17 protein-coding genes are annotated in these 20,089 nt (G+C 65.0%); 8 read left to right on the forward strand and 9 right to left on the reverse strand.

Going from position 1 to position 20,089, the window contains the following annotated elements:
• Positions 1 to 209: 209 nt before the first annotated feature.
• The 7 genes from NJF35_RS23915 to NJF35_RS23945 all read right to left on the reverse strand — a co-directional run bounded on the left by NJF35_RS23915 (position 210) and on the right by NJF35_RS23945 (position 8,972).
• Positions 210 to 1,595 (reverse strand): aspartate aminotransferase family protein, encoded by a 1,386-nt coding sequence (locus NJF35_RS23915; RefSeq protein WP_253091569.1) that lies wholly within the window; start codon positions 1,593 to 1,595, stop codon positions 210 to 212.
• Positions 1,596 to 1,607: 12 nt separating this feature from the next.
• Positions 1,608 to 3,074 (reverse strand): NAD-dependent succinate-semialdehyde dehydrogenase, encoded by a 1,467-nt coding sequence (locus tag NJF35_RS23920; protein ID WP_253091570.1) that lies wholly within the window; start codon positions 3,072 to 3,074, stop codon positions 1,608 to 1,610.
• Positions 3,075 to 3,122: 48 nt separating this feature from the next.
• On the reverse strand, positions 3,123 to 4,139 hold the full coding sequence (doeB, locus tag NJF35_RS23925; RefSeq protein ID WP_225788499.1) for a N(2)-acetyl-L-2,4-diaminobutanoate deacetylase DoeB: 1,017 nt from the start codon (positions 4,137 to 4,139) through the stop codon (positions 3,123 to 3,125).
• A gap of 3 nt (positions 4,140 to 4,142) precedes the next feature.
• Positions 4,143 to 5,333, reverse strand: a complete 1,191-nt coding sequence (doeA, locus tag NJF35_RS23930) for an ectoine hydrolase DoeA (protein ID WP_225788498.1) — start codon at positions 5,331 to 5,333, stop codon at positions 4,143 to 4,145.
• A gap of 36 nt (positions 5,334 to 5,369) precedes the next feature.
• Positions 5,370 to 6,362: an ectoine utilization protein EutC gene (gene eutC / locus NJF35_RS23935; protein WP_253081223.1), complete on the reverse strand. Its 993-nt coding sequence runs from the start codon at positions 6,360 to 6,362 to the stop codon at positions 5,370 to 5,372.
• A 33-nt stretch (positions 6,363 to 6,395) separates the two neighbouring features.
• Entirely contained in the window at positions 6,396 to 7,367 is a 972-nt protein-coding gene (eutB, locus tag NJF35_RS23940) for a hydroxyectoine utilization dehydratase EutB (RefSeq protein ID WP_253091571.1), read from the reverse strand.
• A 210-nt stretch (positions 7,368 to 7,577) separates the two neighbouring features.
• Positions 7,578 to 8,972 (reverse strand): PLP-dependent aminotransferase family protein, encoded by a 1,395-nt coding sequence (locus tag NJF35_RS23945; protein ID WP_225788495.1) that lies wholly within the window; start codon positions 8,970 to 8,972, stop codon positions 7,578 to 7,580.
• A gap of 288 nt (positions 8,973 to 9,260) precedes the next feature.
• On the opposite strand from NJF35_RS23945, the gene ehuB reads away from it, so the two are divergent.
• From ehuB to ehuA, 4 genes are all read left to right on the forward strand, one after another.
• Positions 9,261 to 10,118 carry an ectoine/hydroxyectoine ABC transporter substrate-binding protein EhuB gene (gene ehuB / locus NJF35_RS23950; protein WP_225788494.1) on the forward strand — a complete coding sequence of 286 codons (858 nt, stop codon included), beginning with the start codon at positions 9,261 to 9,263 and terminating at the stop codon, positions 10,116 to 10,118.
• Positions 10,119 to 10,181: 63 nt separating this feature from the next.
• Positions 10,182 to 10,841, forward strand: coding sequence for an ectoine/hydroxyectoine ABC transporter permease subunit EhuC (gene ehuC / locus NJF35_RS23955; RefSeq protein ID WP_225788493.1), 660 nt, complete (start codon positions 10,182 to 10,184; stop codon positions 10,839 to 10,841).
• Complete coding sequence (ehuD, locus tag NJF35_RS23960; protein WP_225788492.1) at positions 10,838 to 11,494, forward strand: ectoine/hydroxyectoine ABC transporter permease subunit EhuD; 657 nt, start codon at positions 10,838 to 10,840, stop codon at positions 11,492 to 11,494. The genes ehuC and ehuD overlap by 4 nt, the downstream gene beginning before the upstream one ends.
• Positions 11,494 to 12,351, forward strand: coding sequence for an ectoine/hydroxyectoine ABC transporter ATP-binding protein EhuA (gene ehuA, locus NJF35_RS23965; protein ID WP_410045818.1), 858 nt, complete (start codon positions 11,494 to 11,496; stop codon positions 12,349 to 12,351). The genes ehuD and ehuA overlap by 1 nt, the downstream gene beginning before the upstream one ends.
• A gap of 87 nt (positions 12,352 to 12,438) precedes the next feature.
• Here the strand turns inward: ehuA and NJF35_RS23970 are convergent, their stop codons facing one another.
• Positions 12,439 to 13,416, reverse strand: a complete 978-nt coding sequence (locus tag NJF35_RS23970; protein ID WP_225788491.1) for a Fic family protein — start codon at positions 13,414 to 13,416, stop codon at positions 12,439 to 12,441.
• Positions 13,417 to 13,650: 234 nt separating this feature from the next.
• Here NJF35_RS23970 and NJF35_RS23975 point away from each other — a divergent pair, with 234 nt between their 5' ends.
• From NJF35_RS23975 to NJF35_RS23990, 4 genes are all read left to right on the forward strand, one after another.
• Positions 13,651 to 14,034, forward strand: a complete 384-nt coding sequence (locus NJF35_RS23975) for a YybH family protein (RefSeq protein ID WP_225788490.1) — start codon at positions 13,651 to 13,653, stop codon at positions 14,032 to 14,034.
• 95 nt (positions 14,035 to 14,129) lie between these two features.
• Complete coding sequence (locus NJF35_RS23980; protein ID WP_253081229.1) at positions 14,130 to 15,629, forward strand: purine-cytosine permease family protein; 1,500 nt, start codon at positions 14,130 to 14,132, stop codon at positions 15,627 to 15,629.
• Positions 15,630 to 15,642: 13 nt separating this feature from the next.
• Positions 15,643 to 17,073 carry an aldehyde dehydrogenase family protein gene (locus NJF35_RS23985; protein WP_253091572.1) on the forward strand — a complete coding sequence of 477 codons (1,431 nt, stop codon included), beginning with the start codon at positions 15,643 to 15,645 and terminating at the stop codon, positions 17,071 to 17,073.
• A gap of 190 nt (positions 17,074 to 17,263) precedes the next feature.
• Entirely contained in the window at positions 17,264 to 18,481 is a 1,218-nt protein-coding gene (locus NJF35_RS23990; RefSeq protein WP_225788487.1) for a DUF3422 domain-containing protein, read from the forward strand.
• Positions 18,482 to 19,292: 811 nt separating this feature from the next.
• Here NJF35_RS23990 and NJF35_RS23995 read toward each other — a convergent pair.
• Positions 19,293 to 19,541, reverse strand: a complete 249-nt coding sequence (locus NJF35_RS23995; RefSeq protein WP_225788486.1) for a hypothetical protein — start codon at positions 19,539 to 19,541, stop codon at positions 19,293 to 19,295.
• Between the last annotated feature and the right edge of the window lie 548 nt (positions 19,542 to 20,089).

Below are 20,089 nucleotides of genomic sequence, written 5' to 3' on the forward strand. Positions count from 1 at the left end.
GCCAGCCGCCTTTTCTTTTTCAAAATGTCAGCGCCGCCGCAGATCTGAAGTCATACGCCTCATGTTTGCTGCGCGACAGCGCAGCCCGGAAGGGCTGGGTGATCTCCCACAGAGACCGCGCCGTTCTTGAGATCGACGCCGAACCTGTGGGAGCGGGCTTGCCCGCGATGGGCCGCAAAGCGGCCCCAGAACAGCGGCCTCAGGTACCGTCAGCCAAGCACCTTCCCGGCCACCTCATCGACCGCCGCCTTGGTGATCGCGACGATCCGCTCGGCATCGTCCTTGCCCAACACCAGCGGCGGCGCGAAGCCGAGGATATCGCCGTGGGGCATGGCCCGGGCGATCATGCCGCGCTCCAGGCACGCCGCCGACACCTGCGGCCCGACCTTCAGCGTCGGGTCGAACGCCGTGCGCGCCTCCCGGTCGGCCATGAACTCCACGGCACACAGCATGCCGTCCCCACGCACCTCGCCGACCAGCGGGTGCCCTTCGAAGGTCTCGCGCATGCGCTGGTTCAGGTACGCCCCCACCACCTCGGCATTGCCGGTCAGGTCCTCACGCTCGAGGATGTCCAGGTTGGCCAGGGCAGCGGCCGCGCAGATCGGGTGGCCGGAATAGGTCCAGCCATGGCCCATGGCCCCGTCCTTGCGCGAACCCTCCTCGATCACGTTCCACACCTTCTCGCCGACGATCACCGCCGACAGCGGCGCGTAGGCACTGGTCAGGCCCTTGGCGGTGGTGATCAGGTCGGGGCGGATGCCGTAGCGCTGGCTGCCCATCTTCGAGCCCAGGCGGCCGAAGGCGCACACCACCTCGTCGGCGATCAGCAGCACATCGTACTTGTCCAACACTGCCTGGATCGCCGCCCAGTAGCCCTTGGGCGGGACGATGATGCCGCCGGTGCCCATCAGCGGCTCGCCGATGAAGGCGGCAACGGTGTCCGGGCCTTCGGCGAGGATCAGCTTCTCCAGCTCATCGGCGCAATAGCGCACGAAAGCCTGCTCGTCCATGCCGGCCGGCGCCTTGCGGTACCAGTGCGGGCACACCGTGTGCTTGACCCCTTCCACCGGCAGGTCGAAGTGCTGGTGAAAGCTGGGCAGGCCGGTGAGGCTGCCGGTCATGATGCCCGAGCCATGGTAGCCACGGTCGCGGGAGATGATCTTCTTCTTTTGCGGCCGTCCGAGGATGTTGTTGTAGTAGCGCACCAGCTTGACCTGGGTCTCGTTGGCGTCGGAGCCAGACAGGCCGTAGTAGACCTTCTTCATCCCCGCCGGCGCCCAGTCGATGATGCGGCTGGACAGCTCGATGATCGCCTCGGTCGAGTGCCCCACGTAGGTGTGGTAGTAGGCCAGCTCCTTGGCCTGCTTGTGGATCGCGTCGGCGACTTCGCTGCGACCGTAGCCGATGTTCACGCAGTACAGGCCAGCGAAGGCATCGATCAGCTCGCGGCCTTCGTGGTCGCGCAGGCGGATGCCCTCGGCGCCGGTGATGATCCGCCCCTTGAGCGCGCCACTGGCATGGTCGTGGGCGTGGGTCGAGGGGTGCATGAAATGGGCACGGTCCTGCTCGAACAGCTGGCTGAATTCTTGGCTCATGGCAAACGCTCCTTAGAACTGACCTTGATGGTGCAAGCAAAAGTATTTGGTCTCGACGAAGGGCTCGAAGCCCTCGCTGCCGCCTTCACGCCCCAGGCCCGAGGCCTTCATGCCGCCGAACGGGATCGGATGGCCGGTGAACTTCACGCCGTTGACCGCGACCATGGCATGGTCCAGCCGGCGGATCAGCGGGTGGACCACATCCAGACGGTTGGAACAGATGTAGGCGGCCAGGCCGTACTCGGTGTCATTGGCCATTTCGATGGCCTGCTCCAGGGTGTCGAACGGCATCACCCCGGCGATGGGCGCGAAATTCTCTTCCTGGTAAATGCGCATCTGCGGCGTGACATCCGCCAACACGGTAGGTTGGTAGAACCAGCCCCCCAGGGCATGGGCTTCGCCGCCGACCAGGCGTCGGGCGCCGTGGGCGATGGCGTCCTCGACCCGCTCGGCCGTGGCATCGAAGGCGGCCTGGTGCATCAGCGGCCCGATGTCGACGTGGGTTTCCTCGCCATCGAGCATCGCCGACCCGACCTTCAAGGCCCGTACCGCTTCGGCGAAGCGCGCCAGGAAGGCCTCGTACAACGGGCGCTGGACCATGATCCGGTTGGCCGCGCAGCAGTCCTGCCCCGAGGTCTGGAACTTGGCCGCGACCGCGACCTTCACCGCCAGCTCCAGGTCGGCATCGGCGCAGACGATGAACGGCGCGTTGCCTCCCAGCTCCAGGGCGACCTTCTTGACGTCGTGGGCAGCGGCCTGCAGCACCAGCTTGCCGACCCGGGTGGAGCCGGTGAAGCTGACCGAACGCACGCGCGGGTCGCGCACCAGGGTCTCCATGGCCATCTGCGGTTCGCCGATGACCACGTTGAACACACCGGCAGGCAAGCCCGCCTCTTCGGCCAACTGCGCCAGGGCCAGTGCCGAGAACGGTGTCTCGTGGGCTGGCTTGACCACCACGGTGCAGCCGGCGGCCAGTGCGGCAGCGGCCTTGCGGGTGATCATGGCGCTGGGGAAGTTCCACGGCGTGAGCAACGCGCAGACACCCACCGGCTCCTTCACGGTCCCCAGTTGGGCCCCAGGGATGTGACTGGGAATGGTCTGGCCATACAGGCGCCGCGCCTGCTCGGCGAACCAGGGGATGAAGCTGGCCGCATAGGCGATTTCGCCGCGCGCTTCGGCCAGTGGCTTGCCCTGCTCCCGACTGAGGATGCGCGCCAGCGCTTCCTGGTGCTCCAGGAGCAGTTCGCCCCAGCGCCGCAGCAAAGCTGCCCGCGCCTCCAGGCTTTGCTGGCGCCAAGGCACGAAGGCACGCTGCGCGGCATCCACCGCGGCGACGATCTGTTCATGCTCGAGCAACGGTACATGGTCGATGACCTGGCGGTTGGCCGGGTCGAGCACGGCGATGCTGTTGCCACTGTTGCTGTGCAGCCATTGGCCGTCGACGTGGCACAGGTTTCTGAACGGGTATTGGTGTGACATGAGCTGTTCTCCATACCTCTTGTAATGGCGCGGCCGAAGCCTGGTGCGCTACAGCACGTCGGCGATCACCGCCAGGGTGTCGCCGCATTGCACCAGGCCGGGGAAATGCCGGGCGGCCAGCAGGCCGCCGCGTCGAGCGCGGTATTCGATCGGGGCGCTGCCGGTGCGCTTGATGTCATGGACGCGGGCGATGACCTCGCCCTGGCTGACCGTGTCGCCAAGGTCGCGGCACATCTCCAGCAGGCCGTCGTGTTCGCTGGCGATGAAGCAGTCGCCGTCGGGCATGTCGAGCATGATCGACGCGCTGGCCTGGACCTCGCCTTCGAGGATGCCGGCATGCACCAGCAGGTTGTGCACGCCGCGCTCGGCCAAGGCCACGCTCTTGGCCGTGGAGGTGCCGCCGCCGCCCAGCTCGGTGGTGACGAACACCTTGCCCTGGGCCTCGGCCGCAGTGTCGTACATGGCCTGGGCGTCCTGCTCGAGCATGCGCATGCTGTACGGCGCCGAGAACGCCCGCATGCCCGCTTCGCAACGCGCCTGTTGGTCCTTGTCGGGCAGCACGTGGCAGGCCGCGAACGGCAGGAAGTCCAGGGTCCTGCCGCCGGAATGGATATCCAGGACGATATCGGCCAGCGGCAGCAGGGTGCGGCGGAAATAGTCGGCGATCTTTTCCGTCACGGTGCCGTCAGGCTTGCCCGGGAAGCTACGGTTGAGATTGCCCTTGTCGATCGGCGAGGTACGCCGACCGGCCTGGAACGCCGGGGTGTTCATGAAGGGCACGATGATCACCCGCCCGCTGACCTGCTCGGCCTGCAGCCGCTGCGCCAGCTTGCTCAGGGCCACCGGCCCCTCGTACTCATCGCCATGGTTGCCGCCGGTCAACAGGGCAGTCGGCCCGCTGCCGTGCTTCACCACGGTGATCGGGATCATCACTGCGCCCCAGGCCGAGTCGTCGCGCGAATACGGCAGCTTGAGAAAGCCGTGCTGCACACCGTCGCGCTCGAAGTCCACGGTGCTGCTGATCGGGTTCGTCGCTTGTGGGGCGCTGTCTGCAAATGCATTCATGGCTCAATCCTTCACGAACAGCTGGCGCGGCACGTTGCACAGGGTCTCGACCCCGGTCTCGGTGATCAGGATGCTTTCGGTGATTTCCAGACCCCAGTCGTCCATCCACAGACCCGGCATGAAGTGGAAGGTCATGCCCGGTTGCAACACGCTGCTGTCGCTCGGGCGCAGGCTCATGGTGCGCTCGCCCCAGTCCGGCGGATAACTGATACCGATCGGGTAGCCGCAGCGGCTGTCCTTGTGGATGCCGAACTTCTCCAGCACACCGAAGAACGCCCGGGCGATGTCTCCCGTGGTGTTGCCAGGCCTTGCAGCCTCGAGCCCCGCGGCGATGCCCTCGACCACGGCCTTCTCGCCTTCGAGGAAGTGCGGCGGCGGCTTGCCCAGGTAGACCGTGCGCGACAGCGGGCAGTGGTAGCGCTTGTAGCAGCCGGCGATCTCGAAGAAGGTCCCCGCGCCGGTGACGAACGGCGAATCGTCCCAGGTCAGGTGCGGGGCGCTGGCGTCGGCGCCGGTCGGCAGCAACGGCACGATCGCCGGGTAGTCACCGCCGTGGCCGTCGACGCCGAGGATACCGCTGCTGTAGATCTCGGCCACCAGCTCGTTCTTGCGCATGCCCGGCTCGATGCGCTCGAGGATGCGCCCATGCATCTTCTCGACGATGCGCGCGGCGATGCGCATGTATTCGATTTCCTGGGGCGACTTCACCGCCCGCTGCCAGTTGACCAACCCGGCGGCATCGCTGAAGGTCGCCTGCGGCAGGTGCCGGCACAGGGCCTGGTAGGCCGCGGCGCTGAAGTAGTAGTTGTCCATCTCCACGCCGATGTTCAAGGCGCCCCAGCCCTTGGCCAGGATCACCTCCTGGCACAGGTAGTCCATCGGATGGCGCTCACGTGACTGCACGTAGATGTCCGGGTAGCCGACGATGTTGTCGTGGGCCATGAACACCGTGCGCTTGGCGCCATTGGCATCCTGGCCACGGCCGAACCAGATCGGCTCGCCATCGAGCGCCAGCAACACGCACTGGTGCACGTAGAACGACCAGCCGTCGTAGCCGGTCAGCCAGGCCATGTTCGACGGATCGGTGACCAGCAACAGCTCCAGGCCCTGCGCCTGCATGGCGGCGCGGGTCCGGGCCAGGCGCTGGGCGTACTCCTGCCGGCTGAACGGCAGGTTGACCACTGACTGAGACATTGCAATGCCCTCTGTTGAGTGGGGTTGGAAGATTCTTCAGCTGGCGAAGGCCAGGCCCTTGCCAGCGGCCAGCGCACGCTCGAAGGCCAGGTTGGCGATGGCGGTGTCCTGGGCGCCGGTGCCGGTCAGGTCGCACAGGGTGATCTGACCGGCACTGGTACGGCCCGGCTGCTGCCCGGCGATGACCTGGCCGAGTTCGCAGAAGGCGCCGTCGTCGTGGACCAGGCCGGCGCGCAAGGCATGGTGCAGCTCGCCCAGCACGCGGGTCTGGCCGAGGCGGTCGGCGACGTAGCGGTCGACCTCAGCCACCACCTGCGGGGCGATCTCGTTCTTGTGCTCGGCATCCGAGCCCATGGCGGTGATGTGCAGGCCGGGGTGCAGGTGATGAGGCTGGAGCAGCGGTTCGCGGCTGGGGGTGCAGGTGATGGCGATGTCCGCACCCTGCATGGCCTGGTCGATGCTGTCGCACACCAGCACCTGCAAGCCGCCATCGCGGCCGAGTTCATCGCCCAGCGCCGCGGCCTTGGCCGGGTCGCGCGCCCACAGATGCACCCGCTCGATCGGCCGCACCAGGCGCAGCGCCTGCAACTGCAGGCGGGCTTGCTCGCCACTGCCGATCAGCGCCACGCAGCGGCTGTCTTCACGGGCCAGCCAACGTGCCGCTACCGCGCCGGCCGCGGCGGTGCGCACGGCGGTGAGGTAGCCGTTGTCGAGCAACAGGGCATCCAGCAAGCCGGTGCGTGCCGACAACAGCATCATCATGCCGTTGAGGCTGGGCAGGCCGAGCTTGGGGTTGTCGAAGAAGCCGGGGCTGACCTTGATCGCGAAGCGCGCGATGCCCGGCAGGTAGGCGGTCTTCACGTCCACCTCGCCGTTGTGCTCGGGCACGTCCAGGCGCAGGATCGGCGGCATCGCCACCTGCGCCGTGGCCAGCAGGGCGAAGGCCTGCTCGATGGTATCGACCGCGGCGCGGTCGAGGCAGATGCAGTCACGCAGGTCGGCTTCGCTGAGCAAGGTGATGGCGGGCATCGGAAAACCTCCAGTGAACGAAAAGAAAAGACCTCAGGCGTCGCCGCCGTTCATCACCCGCAAGTGCTGTACGGTATCGACGTTGCGGCCGCTGACCACCACTACGATCGGTCCACGGGCCGGCACCAGGCCGTCGAGCAACGCGGCGATGCCCACCGCACCGGCGCCCTCGACCACCTGGCGCTCCTGCTGGTAGGCATGGCGCATGGCATTGGCGATCGAGGTTTCCGCCAGCAGGTGCACTTGGTCGAGCAGGCGCTGGGTCAGGGTGAAGGTGTGGCGGTTGTCCAGGCCGATACCGCCGCCGAGGGAGTCGGCCAGGGTCGGCAGCTCCTCGACCTCGACCGGGCGGCCAGCCTGCAGGCTGGCGTGCATTGCCGCGCCACGGGTCATGCTGATGCCATGGGTGGTGATGGCCGGCTTGATGCTTTTAAGGGCCAGCGCCACGCCGGCGAACAGGCCGCCGCCGGACAGCGGCACGAGTACCTGGCCGACCTCGGGCAGTTGTTCGACGATCTCCAGGCCCAAGGTGCCCTGGCCGGCGATCACCGCCGGATCGTCGAAGGGCGGGACCAGCGCCGCGCCCTGCTCATGGGCATGCTGCAGGGCCGCGTGCTGGGCATCGTCCTGGGAGTGGCCGACGATGCACACCTCGGCGCCCAAGTCGCGGATCGCCTGGACCTTGTTGGCTGGTACCAGGTGCGAGAGATAGACGGTGGCGCGCACACCCAACTGCGACGCGGCGTAGGCCAGTGCCCGGCCATGGTTGCCGGTGGAGGCGGTGACCACGCCACGCGCCCGCAGGTCCGGGGCAAGGGCCGCGACTGCATTGCTGGCGCCGCGCAGCTTGAAACTGCCGGTGAGTTGCTGGGATTCGAGCTTCAGGTAGACCGGTGCGCCGGCGATGCGGCTCAGGCTCGGGGAGTGTTCCAACGGCGTGCGGCGCACGAGCCCCTGGATACGCTGGCGGGCAAGGTGGATATCGTGAAGCGAGAGCTCTGACATGACCGCGTCCCAACAAGTGGCCTGGTGTTGGGCGGAGTCTAAGAGCGGCAAATTGTCGTGATGAATGTACTAGGTCAATTTGCCGGACATTTTTTATTTTGCATCGCCTGTGCTGCCCCATTCGCGGGCAAGCCCGCTCCAGGGGTTGAGCCGATCACATGAAATGCGCATTGCACAAGCGTGTCATCCAGTTAGACGGCCCCCTGCTGCTCACAACTCATGAATCTGCGGATACTGCCCGAACAGCTCGCGCATGTCGGCCAACGCCTGGCGCATCTTGGCATCCGAACACTCGGCCCCCACGCACAGGCGTACCGCCCGCGGCCGTGGCGTGCCACGTACCAGGAATGGCTCCGGCGGCGTCACCGCGATCTGCCGGCGGCGCAAGGCCCGCACCAGGCTGTCGACCTCCCAGTGCGGCGGGATGTCCAACCAGGCCGCCAATGCCTGGACCGGGTTGCCCTGCAGGTAGTCGCCCAGGTACTCACGGACCATCGCCTGCCGCCCGGCAAGCAGCTTGCGCTGCAACTCCACCAACTGCACGGCACGGCCATCGTTGATCCAGCGGGTGGCGATCTCCGCCACCAGCGGCGTGGCCATCCAGCTGTTGACCCGCAGGATACTCTCGGTACGCAGCGCCAGGCGCTTGGGCATCGCCAGGTAGCCGACCCGCAGCCCGGTGAGCACCGACTTGGTCATGCTGGTGCAGTAGAACGACAGCTCCGGGGCGTAGTGGCTGATCGGCCGGGCATGACGCCCGCCCAAGAGCGGGCCGTACACATCGTCCTCGATGATGTGCACGCCAAAACGCCGGGCGATTTCGGCGATCTCCCGGCGGCGGGCATCGGGCATCAGGCTGGTGGTCGGGTTGTTGAGGTTCGGCGTGCACACCAGCGCGGTGACCCGCTCGTTGCTGCAGATATCCTCGAAATGCTCCGGGTCGATGCCATCGCGATCCATCTCCAGGCCCTTGAGGGTGAACCCCAGCACCTGCGAATTGCCGATGACGCCATGGTCGGTCAGGCCTTCGCACAGCACCACGTCGTCGGGGCCGGCCAGCGAGGCCAAGGCCAGGAAGATCGCATGTGCAGCGCCATTGGTGACCAGCACGTCGTCGCGCTCGACCGTCATGCCCAGCCCGGCCAACCAGCGCACCGCCGCCTCGCGATGGCTTTCGAAACCGGCGATGGGGCGGTAGGCGTGGATCCACGGCTGCTCGTCCTCCTGGCTGAGCTCGGCACAGGTCTCGCGCCAGATCCGCTCGTGCGCCTGGGTGTGCAGGATGCGGGTGATGGAGAAATCCACCAGGGTGCGCTCGGGCAGGTCGATGATGTCGTCCGCCACCCGGTCGCTCATGCGCCGACTGACGAAGCTGCCACGGCCAATCTCGCAGCGCACCAGGCCCTGGCGCTCCAGTTCCTTGTAGGCATTGGTCACGGTCTGCACGCTGATGCCCAAGGCATCGGCGACCTGCCGCTGCGGCGGCAGGCGCTGATCGTGCAGCAGCACGCCACGCTCGATCTCGCCGGTGATCGCCTGGACCAGGATCTTGTACTTGGACTCGCCAATGCGAGCCGCGTCGAGGGCTGTCTTCCAGTTTTCCATGGGGCATCGCTTCGCTGGCCGGGGTCAGGACACAGCATCGCTCGTGTGGGATCTTCGGGCAATTGTCCTAGTGCAATGCCATCGGCGCCGGAGCTTTTGTATGCTCCGGCCATGGTCGACGCCAGGCTGCCCCGGCAGCATCGAACAAGATCCCTGTCGACCGGTGCCGGAACGCTCGCGTCGTCGGTTGATCGAACGAAAAGCCACCGTGCATCCGCTGTTTTGCTCCACTGCCTCCTAACACAGAGCCGTCGGCGACGGTTTGATAACAAAACAGGAGATTCATTGATGAGCCAGCCTTCCCCCATCGTGCCATCCCCGTTCAAGCGCCTGCTGGTCACCTGTGCCGCCTTTGGCCTTGCCGCCAGCGCCCAGGCCGCCACCCTGGACACCATCAAGGAAAACAGCCGCATCCGCATCGGCTACGCCAACGAGACGCCCTTCGCCTTCACCGAGACCGATGGCCGGGTCACGGGCGAGTCGCCCGAGATCGCCAAGGTCATCTTCGAGAAGATGGGCATCAAGCAGGTCGATGGCGTGCTCACCGAATGGGGTTCGCTGATCCCTGGCCTGCGCGCAGGCCGCTTCGATGTCATCGCCGCCGGCATGTACATCACCCCAGCGCGCTGCAAGCAGGTGATCTTCACCGACCCGCAGTACGCCCTGCCCGACACCCTGCTGGTGGCCAAGGGCAATCCGAAGAACCTGCACAGCTATGCCGACGTCGCCGGCAACCCCGATGTCAAGCTGGCGATCATGGCCGGCACGGTCAACCTCGCCTACGCCCGCGACTCGGGGGTCAAGGACGCGCAGATCCTCCAGGTGCCGGATACCACCGCGCAATTGCAGGCGGTACGTGCCGGCCGCGCCGATGCCGCGGTGGGCACGCAACTGACCATGAAGGGCCTGGCCCGCAAAGGCGGCGAAAAGGTCGAGGCGATCAGCGACTTCACCGACGACCCGGCCCACACCGGTTACGGCGCCCTGGCCTTCCGTCCCGAAGACAAGGACCTGCGCGATGCGGTCAACGCCGAGCTCAAGCGCTGGCTAGGCAGCGAGGAGCACCTCAAGACCGTGGAGCCCTTCGGCTTCGACCGCTCCAACGTGACCGAGAAGACCGCTGCCGAGCTCTGTGCCCAGCAATGAATCGAGGTGGCATGGCACTTGCCATGCCGTTCCCTGCGTAGTCCGATTATTCAGGTCGAACCCATGGGTGAATTGATACCGTTGTTACTGCAAGGCGCCTGGATCACCATCCAGGTCACCTTCTTCGGCTCGCTGCTGGCCATCGTCGCCGCGATCCTCGCCGCCCTCGGCCGGCGCTCGTCCTGGCGGCCCCTGAGCTGGTTCTGCGTGGCCTACATCGAGCTGTTCCGCGGCACCTCGCTGCTGGTGCAGCTGTTCTGGCTGTTCTTCGTGCTGCCACTGCCGCCTTTCAATCTCGAAATGAGCTCCTACACCGTGGCGATCGTCGGCCTCGGGCTGCACATCGGTGCCTATGGCGCCGAAGTGATGCGCGGCGCCATCAGCTCGGTCGCCAAGGGCCAGTACGAAGCCTGCACAGCCCTCAACATGTCGTCGGCCACGCGCTTTCGCCGGATCATCCTGCCCCAGGCCCTGCTGGCGGCGATCGCGCCGGGCACCAACTTGTTGATCGAGCTGCTCAAGAACACCTCGCTGGTGTCGCTGATCACCCTGTCGGACCTGAGCTTCCGCGCCCGCCAGCTGGACCAGGCGACCTTCCAGACCCTGGAGATCTTCAGCCTCACCCTGCTGCTGTACTTCGTCCTGGCGCAGGTCATCAACTTCACCATGCGCGCCGTCGAACGACGCCTGGGCCGTGGTCGCCTGCGGGGGAGCCTGTCATGAACGTCTGGGACTGGAACTACGTCGCGCAGATCCTGCCCGACCTGCTGCAGGCTTCGCTCAAGACCCTGGGCATCACCCTGGTGGGCTTTCTGATCGCCATCGTCCTTGGCCTGTTCCTGGCCATCGGCCGGCGCAGCCGGCAGGTGTGGATCGCCTGGCCGGTGACTTTGGTGATCGAGTTCATCCGCAGCACGCCGCTGCTGATCCAGGTGTACTTCCTGTACTACGTGCTGCCCAACTACGGCGTGAACATGACTGCCATGCAGGCGGGCATCCTCGGCATCGGCCTGCACTATGCCTGCTACATCGCCGAGGTCTACCGTGGCGGGCTCGATGCCGTGCCGCGCAGCCAGTGGGAAGCGGTGGTGGCGCTGAATTTCGCGCCCTGGACCGCCTACCGCACGATCATCCTGCCCCAGGCGATCCGACCGATCCTGCCGCCGCTGGGCAACTACCTGATCGCCATGCTCAAGGACACCCCGGTGTTGTCGGCCATCACCGTGGTGGAAATCATGCAGCAGGCCAAGAACGTCGGTTCCGAGAGCTTCCGCTACCTGGAGCCGATCACCCTGGTCGGTCTGTTCTTCCTGGCCTTGAGCGTCGCTCTGGCCTATCTGGTTCGGCGCCTTGAAGTGCGCCTGGAGTTACGCTAATGATCGCGCCTGTCTCGAACCTCGCCACTGTCACCACCAGCCCCCTGCAGCGGGACCACGCCATGCCAGCACCGGCCATTGCCCAGCCAATCGTCAGCTTCCGCGACGTGACCAAGCGCTACGGCAGCTTCACCGTGCTCGATGGTCTCAACCTGGATATCGCCCCTGGAGAGAAGGTGGCGATCATCGGCCCCAGCGGCTCGGGCAAGTCGACCCTCCTGCGCGTGCTGATGACCCTGGAAGGCATCGACCAGGGCACGATCGAAGTCGACGGCGAATCGCTGACGCACATGCCCGGGCGCAACGGCGGCCTGGTCACGGCCAGTGAACGCCATGTGCGCAAGGTGCGCTCGAAGATCGGCATGGTGTTCCAGAGCTTCAACCTGTTCCCGCACATGAGCGCCCTGCAGAACGTCATCGAGGCGCCGGTGCAGGTGCTCGGCATCAAGCCCGCCGAGGCCCGCGAGCGGGCTGCCGAGTTGCTGGAGATGGTCGGCCTGGGCAACAAGTTCGATCACTACCCGTCGCAGCTTTCCGGCGGCCAGCAGCAACGCGTGGCGATCGCCCGGGCCCTGGCCATGCGGCCGAAGGTGATGCTGTTCGACGAAGTGACCTCGGCCCTGGACCCCGAGCTGTGCGGCGAGGTGCTCAACGTGATCCGCCGGCTCGGCAGCGAGCACAACCTGACCATGCTCATGGTCACCCACCAGATGGGCTTCGCCCGCGAGTTCGCCGACCGGGTGTGCTTCTTCTACAAAGGCCAGATCCACGAGCAGGGCACGCCAGCGCAGGTGTACGAGAATCCCCAGCAGGAGAGGACCCGGGCGTTTCTCAGTGCGGTACGGGAAGCGAACTGACCGGGACGTGGGGCTGCATTGCTACACACAGCTTAAGAGGCTGGCACTGAGGCTTGCCCCACGAGTTTGCCCTTTATAGGCGCCGAATCACGTGATGACTCGTCGATACTGCTGCCTGGGGCTACGGGGCGATGCGGGATCGGTCATTTCGATCAAGCCTGCCGCAAGGGCAGGCTTGAGGTAGTTCTTGTTGAACGTCGGACGATACGAAAGCCCCAAGCGTTGCATGAGCTCGTTGGCCTTCAACGCCACACCGGGTTGTAACTGCTGGATCAGACGCGCTACTTGATCGCTTACTTGATCGCTTTCATGGGCCTCGACCAGCGCTTGGCGTAACGCTTGCAACATGAACTCCACGAACGGGGTCGCCTCGGCCGCCTGATCAGCTGCCGCGAGCGCGCTGTAGTAAGCATCCTGTTGCGCACATATCACTGTTTCCACCGGTAGGTATGCCAGCACCGGACGCCAACGACTAAGGATCAAGGTCTGCCATAATCGTCCCATGCGTCCATTTCCGTCGGCGAACGGATGAATGAACTCGAATTCGTACTGAAACACACAGCTGGCAATCAAGGGGTGCCAGTCGCTTTGCCCGAGCCAATGAAGAAGGTCTTGTATCAGCATCGCCACACGACTGGCCGGTGGCGCCATATGCAGCAGGCGCGCTCCGCGATAGATGCCTACTCCGCCCTGACGGAAATGCCCGGCATCCTCGATCAGGCCACTCATCAGCAAGCCATGAGCAGCCAGCAGATCGGCCTGGCGATCTGGCCGCCACGTGGACATCGCATCATAGGCGGCGAACGCATTCCGCACCTCCTGGATCTCACGTGGCAGCCCCAGTACCTGCTTGCCATCCAGTAACGCCGTCACCTGCTCCACACTCAGCGTGTTGTTCTCTATGGCCAGCGATGCCTGGATGGTGCGTATACGGTTGCCTCGTCGCAGTTGTGGCGTAAGCACGTCATCACGAGACGCCGCCAACAGCCCCACATGTTCGCTGATCTGTGCAACCAGCCCCAGCATGCGTGGTGTCAAGGTCAACGGCGGCAGGTAGTTACTCATGCATGCAGTTCCATAAGCGTGGGATGCCTGACAATAACGGGACGCAGATAGGGTATGCCAACGACTGCTACCCAACGATTGCCGTCACCTTATCCACTGGCATAGTCGGGGTAAAGGCGAGCGCATTGGTTCACGAATTCCTGAACTGATTATTTGCCTCCAGCGATTTTTCCCAACGGCAACCCTCACCAGAATCGCCTCACCAACAATCACAATAATCGTGAGGCCACGCCCGTGGACCAGACCCTCCAGGTACGCCAGGCTGGCGCCGACCTCGTCGCCGCCTTCGCCAGCAACGATACCGCCCGCTACTTCGCCTGCTTCAGCGAAGACGCCACCTTCCTCTTCCACAGCCTGCCGCAACCACTGCTATCGCGCCGTGCCTATGAAACCTTATGGGCGCAGTGGCAGGCCGAGGGCTTCACCGTGCTCGAATGCCGCTCCGACAATGCCCATGTCAGCCTGCAAGGCGAGGTGGCGGTGTTCATGCACGACGTGGCCACGCGCATCCGCATCGCTGGCCAGGAGCACCAACTGGCCGAGCGCGAGACCATCGTCTTGCGCCGCCACGGCGAACGCTGGCTGGCCTGCCACGAGCATTTGTCGGTCGCCTCCTAGCTGACGTTTTCCGCGGCCTTGCCGCACTGCCAACGCAACCACAAGAGGGTCCGCGCCCCGGCGCCGACCTACAACAACCGCGCTGGAGCCTTGCCATGAGCCACTCGACCGGTATCGAGACCAACGGCGTCGAACAGATCCCCGACGATCAACGCGACGCCTCCCCACTGGACCTGTTCCGCCTGATCTTCGGCGGGGCCAACACCTTCGCCACTGCCGTGCTCGGCAGCTTCCCGGTATTGTTCGGCCTGTCGTTCCAGGCCGGGGCCTGGGCGATCCTGCTCGGCGTCGGCATCGGCGCACTGATCCTCGCCCCCATGGGCCTGTTCGGCGCACTCAACGGCACCAACAACGCAGTATCGTCCGGTGCGCACTTCGGCGTGCACGGGCGTATCGTCGGGTCGTTCCTGTCGCTGCTCACCGCCGTGGCGTTCTTCTCCCTCTCCGTGTGGAGCTCCGGCGATGCCCTGGTGGGCGGCGCCAAGCGCTTGGCCGGGCTGCCGGAAACCGACCTGACCCTGGGCCTGGCCTACGGCCTGTTCGCGGTACTGGTGCTGGTGGTGTGCATCTTCGGTTTCCGCTTCATGCTCTGGGTGAACAAGATCGCCGTGTGGGCCTCGAGCCTGCTGTTCCTGCTCGGCATCGTCGCCTTCGCCGGGCCTTTCGACATGGGCTTCGCCGGCAGCGTCAGCCTCGGCCAGGCCGGCTTCTGGGCAGCGTTCGTCGGCGCGGCGATCCTGGCCATGAGCAATCCGGTGTCGTTCGGCGCCTTCCTTGGCGACTGGTCGCGCTACATCCCCCGCGAAACGCCCAAGGCACGCATCATGCTGGCGGTGATCGCTGCCCAGGCCGCGACGCTGATCCCCTTCCTGTTCGGCCTGTGCACGGCCACCTTGGTGGCCAGCCAGGCCCCCGACTACATCGCCGCCAACAATTATGTCGGCGGCCTGCTGGCGATCTCACCGAACTGGTTCTTCCTGCCGGTTTGCCTGATCGCGGTGATCGGCGGCATGTCCACCGGTACCACGGCGCTGTACGGCACCGGGCTGGACATGTCCAGCGTGTTCCCCCGCCTGCTCAGCCGCGCCGGAGCCACCCTGCTGATCGGCGTGGCGGCGATCGCCTTCATTTTCATCGGCCGCTTCACCTTCAACCTGGTGCAGAGCGTGTCCACCTTCGCCGTGCTGATCATCACCTGCACCAGCCCCTGGATGGTGATCATGATCATCGGCCTGGTCACCCGCCGTGGCTTCTACCATGCCGACGACCTGCAGGTGTTCACCCGCGGCCAACGCGGTGGCCATTACTGGTTCCACCACGGTTGGAACTGGCGCGGCATGGGCGCCTGGGTCCCCAGCGCGGCGGTGGGCCTGTGCTTCGTCAACCTGCCAGGGCAGTTCGTCGGCCCGCTCGGCGCGCTTGCCGGCGGCATCGACCTGAGCCTGCCGGTCACCCTGGGCCTGGCTGGCGTGCTGTACCTGGCCCTGCTCAACCTGTTCCCTGAACCCGCCGGCGTCTATGGCCCGAATGGACCGCGCTGGGTGCGTTGCAAACATGCACCGTCGACGCCTGTGACCACCGCCGAAATGGCCTGACTGGAATCCGACCATGACCACACCTCACTACATCGACGGCCGCTGGGTCGAAGGCCAGGGCAACGATTGCCTCACCGTGCATGACCCATCGCTTGGCCAACCGTTCGCCGAGCTGATGTCGGCGAGCACCGCCCAGGTCGACCAGGCCGTGGTGGCGGCGCGCCGTGCCCTGGCGTCCTGGAAGAACGTCGCCGCCAGCGAGCGTGCCCGCTACCTGCGTGGCTTCGCCGAGCAGTTGGGCCAGCGCCGCGAAGCGCTGATCGCCCTGCAGATGCGCAACAACGGCAAGCCACGCCACGAAGCCGAGATCGACCTGGACGACGCCGTGGCCACCTTCGGCTACTACGCCGACCTTGCCGAACGACTGCCGCAAAAGAACCGCGACGTCCCCCTCGCCGCCCCGGGCTTCACCGCCCGCACGCGCCTGGAGCCGGTCGGCGTCGTCGGTTTGATCGTGCCGTGGAACTTCCCCTTGGTGACCAGCGCCTGGAAACTCGCCCCGGCCCTGGCCGCCGGCTGCACCGTGGTGCTCAAGCCGTCGGAGATCACCCCGCTGATCGAGCAGGCCTACGGCCAGATCGCCGATACGCTGGGCCTGCCCGCCGGCGTGCTCAACATCGTCAACGGCAAGGCCGAGACCGGCGCGGCATTGAGCAACCACAACGGCCTGGACAAGCTGTCGTTCACCGGCAGCAACGGCGTCGGCAGCCAGGTCATGCGCGCCGCCGCAGCCCAATGCCGCCCGGTGACCTTGGAGTTGGGCGGCAAGTCCGCGATCGTGGTGTTCGACGACTGCGACCCGGACCAGGCCGTGGAATGGATCGTCGCCGGCATCACCTGGAACGCTGGGCAGATGTGCTCGGCCACCTCGCGGCTGCTGGTGCAGGACGGCATCGCCGACACCCTGCTGCCACGCCTGCAATCGGCCCTGGAACGGATGCGGGTCGGCAACCCACAGGCCGAGGACGTGGCGATGGGGCCGTTGACCAGCCAGGCGCAATGGCTGAAGGTCGCCGGCTACTTCGCCACCGCCCGCGAGGAAGGCCTGCGCTGCCTCGCCGGCGGCCAGGTGCTGGACCGCGAAGGCTGGTTCGTTAGCCCGACGCTGTACGTGGACGTGCCCGAGAACAGCCGCCTGTGGGTCGAGGAAATCTTCGGCCCGGTGCTGTGTGCCCGGCGCTTTGCCACCGAGGCGCAGGCCATCGCCCAGGCCAACGACAGCCGCTTCGGCCTGGTCGCCACCGTCTGCAGCGCCGACCTCGAACGCGCCGAGCGCGTGGCCGATGCGCTGGAAGTCGGCCATGTGTGGATCAACTCGGTGCAGGCGGTGTTCGTCGAGACTTCGTGGGGCGGCACCAAGGGCAGCGGCATCGGCCGTGAACTCGGGCCCTGGGGGTTGTCGGCGTATCAGTCGGTGAAGCATGTGACGCGCTGTCTTGGCTGATCGCTGACACGACGCCCCCCTTGTCGACAGTTGTCGCGAGGGGCTTTTACGTTACGCTCAGCGGGTATTCCCCCGCGAAAGCGACAGTACCGTCACCACAAAAGCCTGGTGTTCCAGGTGACTTTTACCCACCGTCGGAAAGTCCCACCCCTGGTAGCCCCAACAACCACAACACCAGGCCAGACCTCCCATGCACCCGCAACGCACCACCCTGCACAACGAACTGCACGCCCGCCCGTCGCTGTATTTCGACGAGCCGGCCCATGTCCATCACCTGGCCCTGCTGGGCGACGATGCCGCCTGCCAGGCCCTGTTGCAGCGCTGCTGCCCGGGCGCCTTCGACAGCGAGGCGGTCCAAGGCATCACCCGGCTGGACGGTCATCCGTTCAAGTGGGAGCGCCATGCCGAGTTCTTCACCCTGACCCTGGTCGTACCCTGCGCCACCCATGATGCGAGCTGGCAGTCCTTGCCCCAGGTGCTCGCCGAGGCCATCGCGCCGCAGGCGGCACAGGTGATCAACGCGGTACAGGTGCTGGTACGCGGCGAGCAGGACCTGGACCTGACCCGCTACGGCTTCAAGGACCCCTGCGGCTCCTGCGTCGGCGGTGGCGACGCGGTGGTGTGGAGCGACTTTCGCCTGACCGACGATGGCACCAACCGCCTGTTGTTCGTCAACCGGCGGCTCAATGCCTACCGCCAGGGCCGGATGATCCGTCGCCTGCTGGAAATCGAGACCTACCGCATGATGGCCTCGCTGACCCTGACCGACGCCAAGGCCCTCGGCCAGGAGCTGGACGCCTTCGACAGGACCCTGGTCAGCCTCTCCGAACGCAGCGCCAGCGTCGCCGGCCATGACTCCAAGGCCCTGCTCGAAGCCATCGCCCACCTCTCGCGGCAGGTGGTCAGCCGCACCGTGAAGACCCGCCACCGCTTCGGCGCCACCCAGGCCTATGCGCAACTGGTGTTCGAGCGCCTGGGTGAATTGCGCGAAACCCACGTGGGCGACTGCCAGCGCCTGGGGGTGTTCATCGAGCGGCGTTTCAAGCCGACCGTGCGCTACTGCGCCGCCACCGAACAGCGCCTCGAGCAGCTGGCCAAGAACGTGGCCAACCTGGGCGACCTGCTGCAGGCGCGGGTGCAGGTGGAGATGGAAGAGCAGAATGCCGAGATCCTGCGCAGCCTCAATGCCCGGGCCGATGCCCAGGTGAAGATCCAGCGGGCGGTCGAGGGGCTGTCGATCATCGCCATCACCTACTACCTGCTGAGCCTGTTCAAGCTGCTGTATGGCGGGCTGAATGTACTGGGGGCGGGGCTGACGGCGCGCGAAGCGCTGCTGGGGATGGCGCCGGTGGTGGCGCTGGTGCTGCTGGTGATCCTGCGGCGGATCAGGCAGGCCAAGCAGCATTGAGGATGGCGGGGCTGCATATGCGGACCATCACCGGCAAGCTCATAGAACAAACGCTAACTCATTGATTTAGCAGGGACCTGTGGGAGGCTTGTCCGGGACACCGCATGTCTCGGACGAGACCAAAGGCGCGGCCTTGAGCTAGGCCCCAGGGATCAATCGGCGTATCAGTCGGCAAACATATAACACGCTGTCCAGGCTGATCCCTGACACGGCGAAAGCCCCTTGTCGGCTGTGGTCGCGAGGGGGGTTGCTACCGCAGGTTCGCCAGCTAGTGTCCATGAAATCTATACAATCCTACCGCGGTGCAGAGTAGGACAAGCCCACTCAGCATGATCACCTCCCCAGCAAGCAGACGCCGCTTGAGGTCTGCGGGAAAACAACGTAATTCATGCGCATCAAGCTCCCCTCGCCTGATATGCCTTCCAGGCCATGCCAAAACCCCGCTGATCATGCCCAACAAAATCCATCGAGAACCAAAGGCAGTAGTACCCCAAATACCCTTCTGGAGCTCCAGCCAACTGCTGCTGCGTAAGGCTGCCATGGCCCTCTCGAAATCACTCCCCCAAGCGAATCTGGCGATCATGGCCATTCCAATCAAAAAGCTGATAGCTGGTACTAAAAGTACGATCATCTGATAGCTCACCGGCCAATTGCGCGGATTGGGGATCAATGTGGCATCCATTCGCAAATGACCTCCCCTGCAGTCTCTCCAATCTCGTTACCTAGCGTTCCCCCACAAACGAAGCACCGCCCCCAGTGGCCAAACCACAAACCGCACGTCCATAAATACCGAAAACCACGCATATCGCGCTCACTGCTTTACCACCGAAAAATCCACCTGCGGCGCCGCCCGCCAACCCTCCAGAAAAGCTCCCAGTCTCGGTGAACCGAATCCCCCTGCCAGGCACGCCTCCTGCACTTTCAAATAGGACGAAGTTGTCCCCAACCCAATCGCCACATACCCACCACATTTCAAATACCACGCCGTCTTCGCCACTTCTTCCAAATGCGTCGCATACCCCAGCCTTAAGGCCACGGGCCAGTCACTGAGATCAATCATATGGATCTCTGTATCAGCACAACATCATACTCGGGATACTGTACGCGTCACCTCGAAGTGAATCATATTCGAAAGCTATATTTTTCCAAGCTTGATCAGCGCGCCCCCAAGATCAGCCATCCCGCACCGAGAAATTCCATATAGAACGCCCATTTCAGACGCCGTTTAAAAAGGGTGGAAAGTTCCGATTACCCTCCCGATCTAGCCACCCCTGCCGAAGTGCCAATTTCGGCCATAGTGCACCAACTAACATAGCACTCACAATAAAAACTCTCGACTTCAGTGTTAAGGTACTCCACGTTCTTATTTCTTCATGAAGTCCTTTACTTCGCTGGAAGGACGCGCACATCACATCGAAATGACGTGTACTCGCAATGTACCCGAAGACTCCCTGAACCGCCCCGGGTTTCGTGGAGGCCTCAACTCTTGAGAAGATGTGAACCGCCCCGGGTTTCGTGGAGGCCTCAACTCTTGAGAAGATGAGGCCATGAAAAAGACTACGACCTACTCCCCTGAAGTCCGTGAACGTGCCGTGCGCATGGTTCTGG

It is taken from the genome of Pseudomonas guariconensis (assembly GCF_024127895.1).
Lineage (GTDB): Bacteria > Pseudomonadota > Gammaproteobacteria > Pseudomonadales > Pseudomonadaceae > Aquipseudomonas > Aquipseudomonas guariconensis_B.

Coding starts and splice junctions, on each gene's coding strand:
- NJF35_RS23915 (WP_253091569.1), bottom strand. CDS start 1,595: ATGAGCCAAGAATTCAGCCAGCTGTTCGAGCAGGACCGTGCCCATTTC.
- eutC (WP_253081223.1), bottom strand. CDS start 6,362: ATGCCCGCCATCACCTTGCTCAGCGAAGCCGACCTGCGTGACTGCATC.
- NJF35_RS23980 (WP_253081229.1), top strand. CDS start 14,130: ATGAGCCACTCGACCGGTATCGAGACCAACGGCGTCGAACAGATCCCC.
- doeB (WP_225788499.1), bottom strand. CDS start 4,139: ATGAATGCATTTGCAGACAGCGCCCCACAAGCGACGAACCCGATCAGC.
- ehuD (WP_225788492.1), top strand. CDS start 10,838: ATGAACGTCTGGGACTGGAACTACGTCGCGCAGATCCTGCCCGACCTG.
- NJF35_RS23995 (WP_225788486.1), bottom strand. CDS start 19,541: ATGATTGATCTCAGTGACTGGCCCGTGGCCTTAAGGCTGGGGTATGCG.
- eutB (WP_253091571.1), bottom strand. CDS start 7,367: ATGTCAGAGCTCTCGCTTCACGATATCCACCTTGCCCGCCAGCGTATC.
- ehuB (WP_225788494.1), top strand. CDS start 9,261: ATGAGCCAGCCTTCCCCCATCGTGCCATCCCCGTTCAAGCGCCTGCTG.
- NJF35_RS23920 (WP_253091570.1), bottom strand. CDS start 3,074: ATGTCACACCAATACCCGTTCAGAAACCTGTGCCACGTCGACGGCCAA.
- NJF35_RS23945 (WP_225788495.1), bottom strand. CDS start 8,972: ATGGAAAACTGGAAGACAGCCCTCGACGCGGCTCGCATTGGCGAGTCC.
- NJF35_RS23990 (WP_225788487.1), top strand. CDS start 17,264: ATGCACCCGCAACGCACCACCCTGCACAACGAACTGCACGCCCGCCCG.
- ehuC (WP_225788493.1), top strand. CDS start 10,182: ATGGGTGAATTGATACCGTTGTTACTGCAAGGCGCCTGGATCACCATC.
- ehuA (WP_410045818.1), top strand. CDS start 11,494: ATGATCGCGCCTGTCTCGAACCTCGCCACTGTCACCACCAGCCCCCTG.
- NJF35_RS23970 (WP_225788491.1), bottom strand. CDS start 13,416: ATGAGTAACTACCTGCCGCCGTTGACCTTGACACCACGCATGCTGGGG.
- NJF35_RS23985 (WP_253091572.1), top strand. CDS start 15,643: ATGACCACACCTCACTACATCGACGGCCGCTGGGTCGAAGGCCAGGGC.
- doeA (WP_225788498.1), bottom strand. CDS start 5,333: ATGTCTCAGTCAGTGGTCAACCTGCCGTTCAGCCGGCAGGAGTACGCC.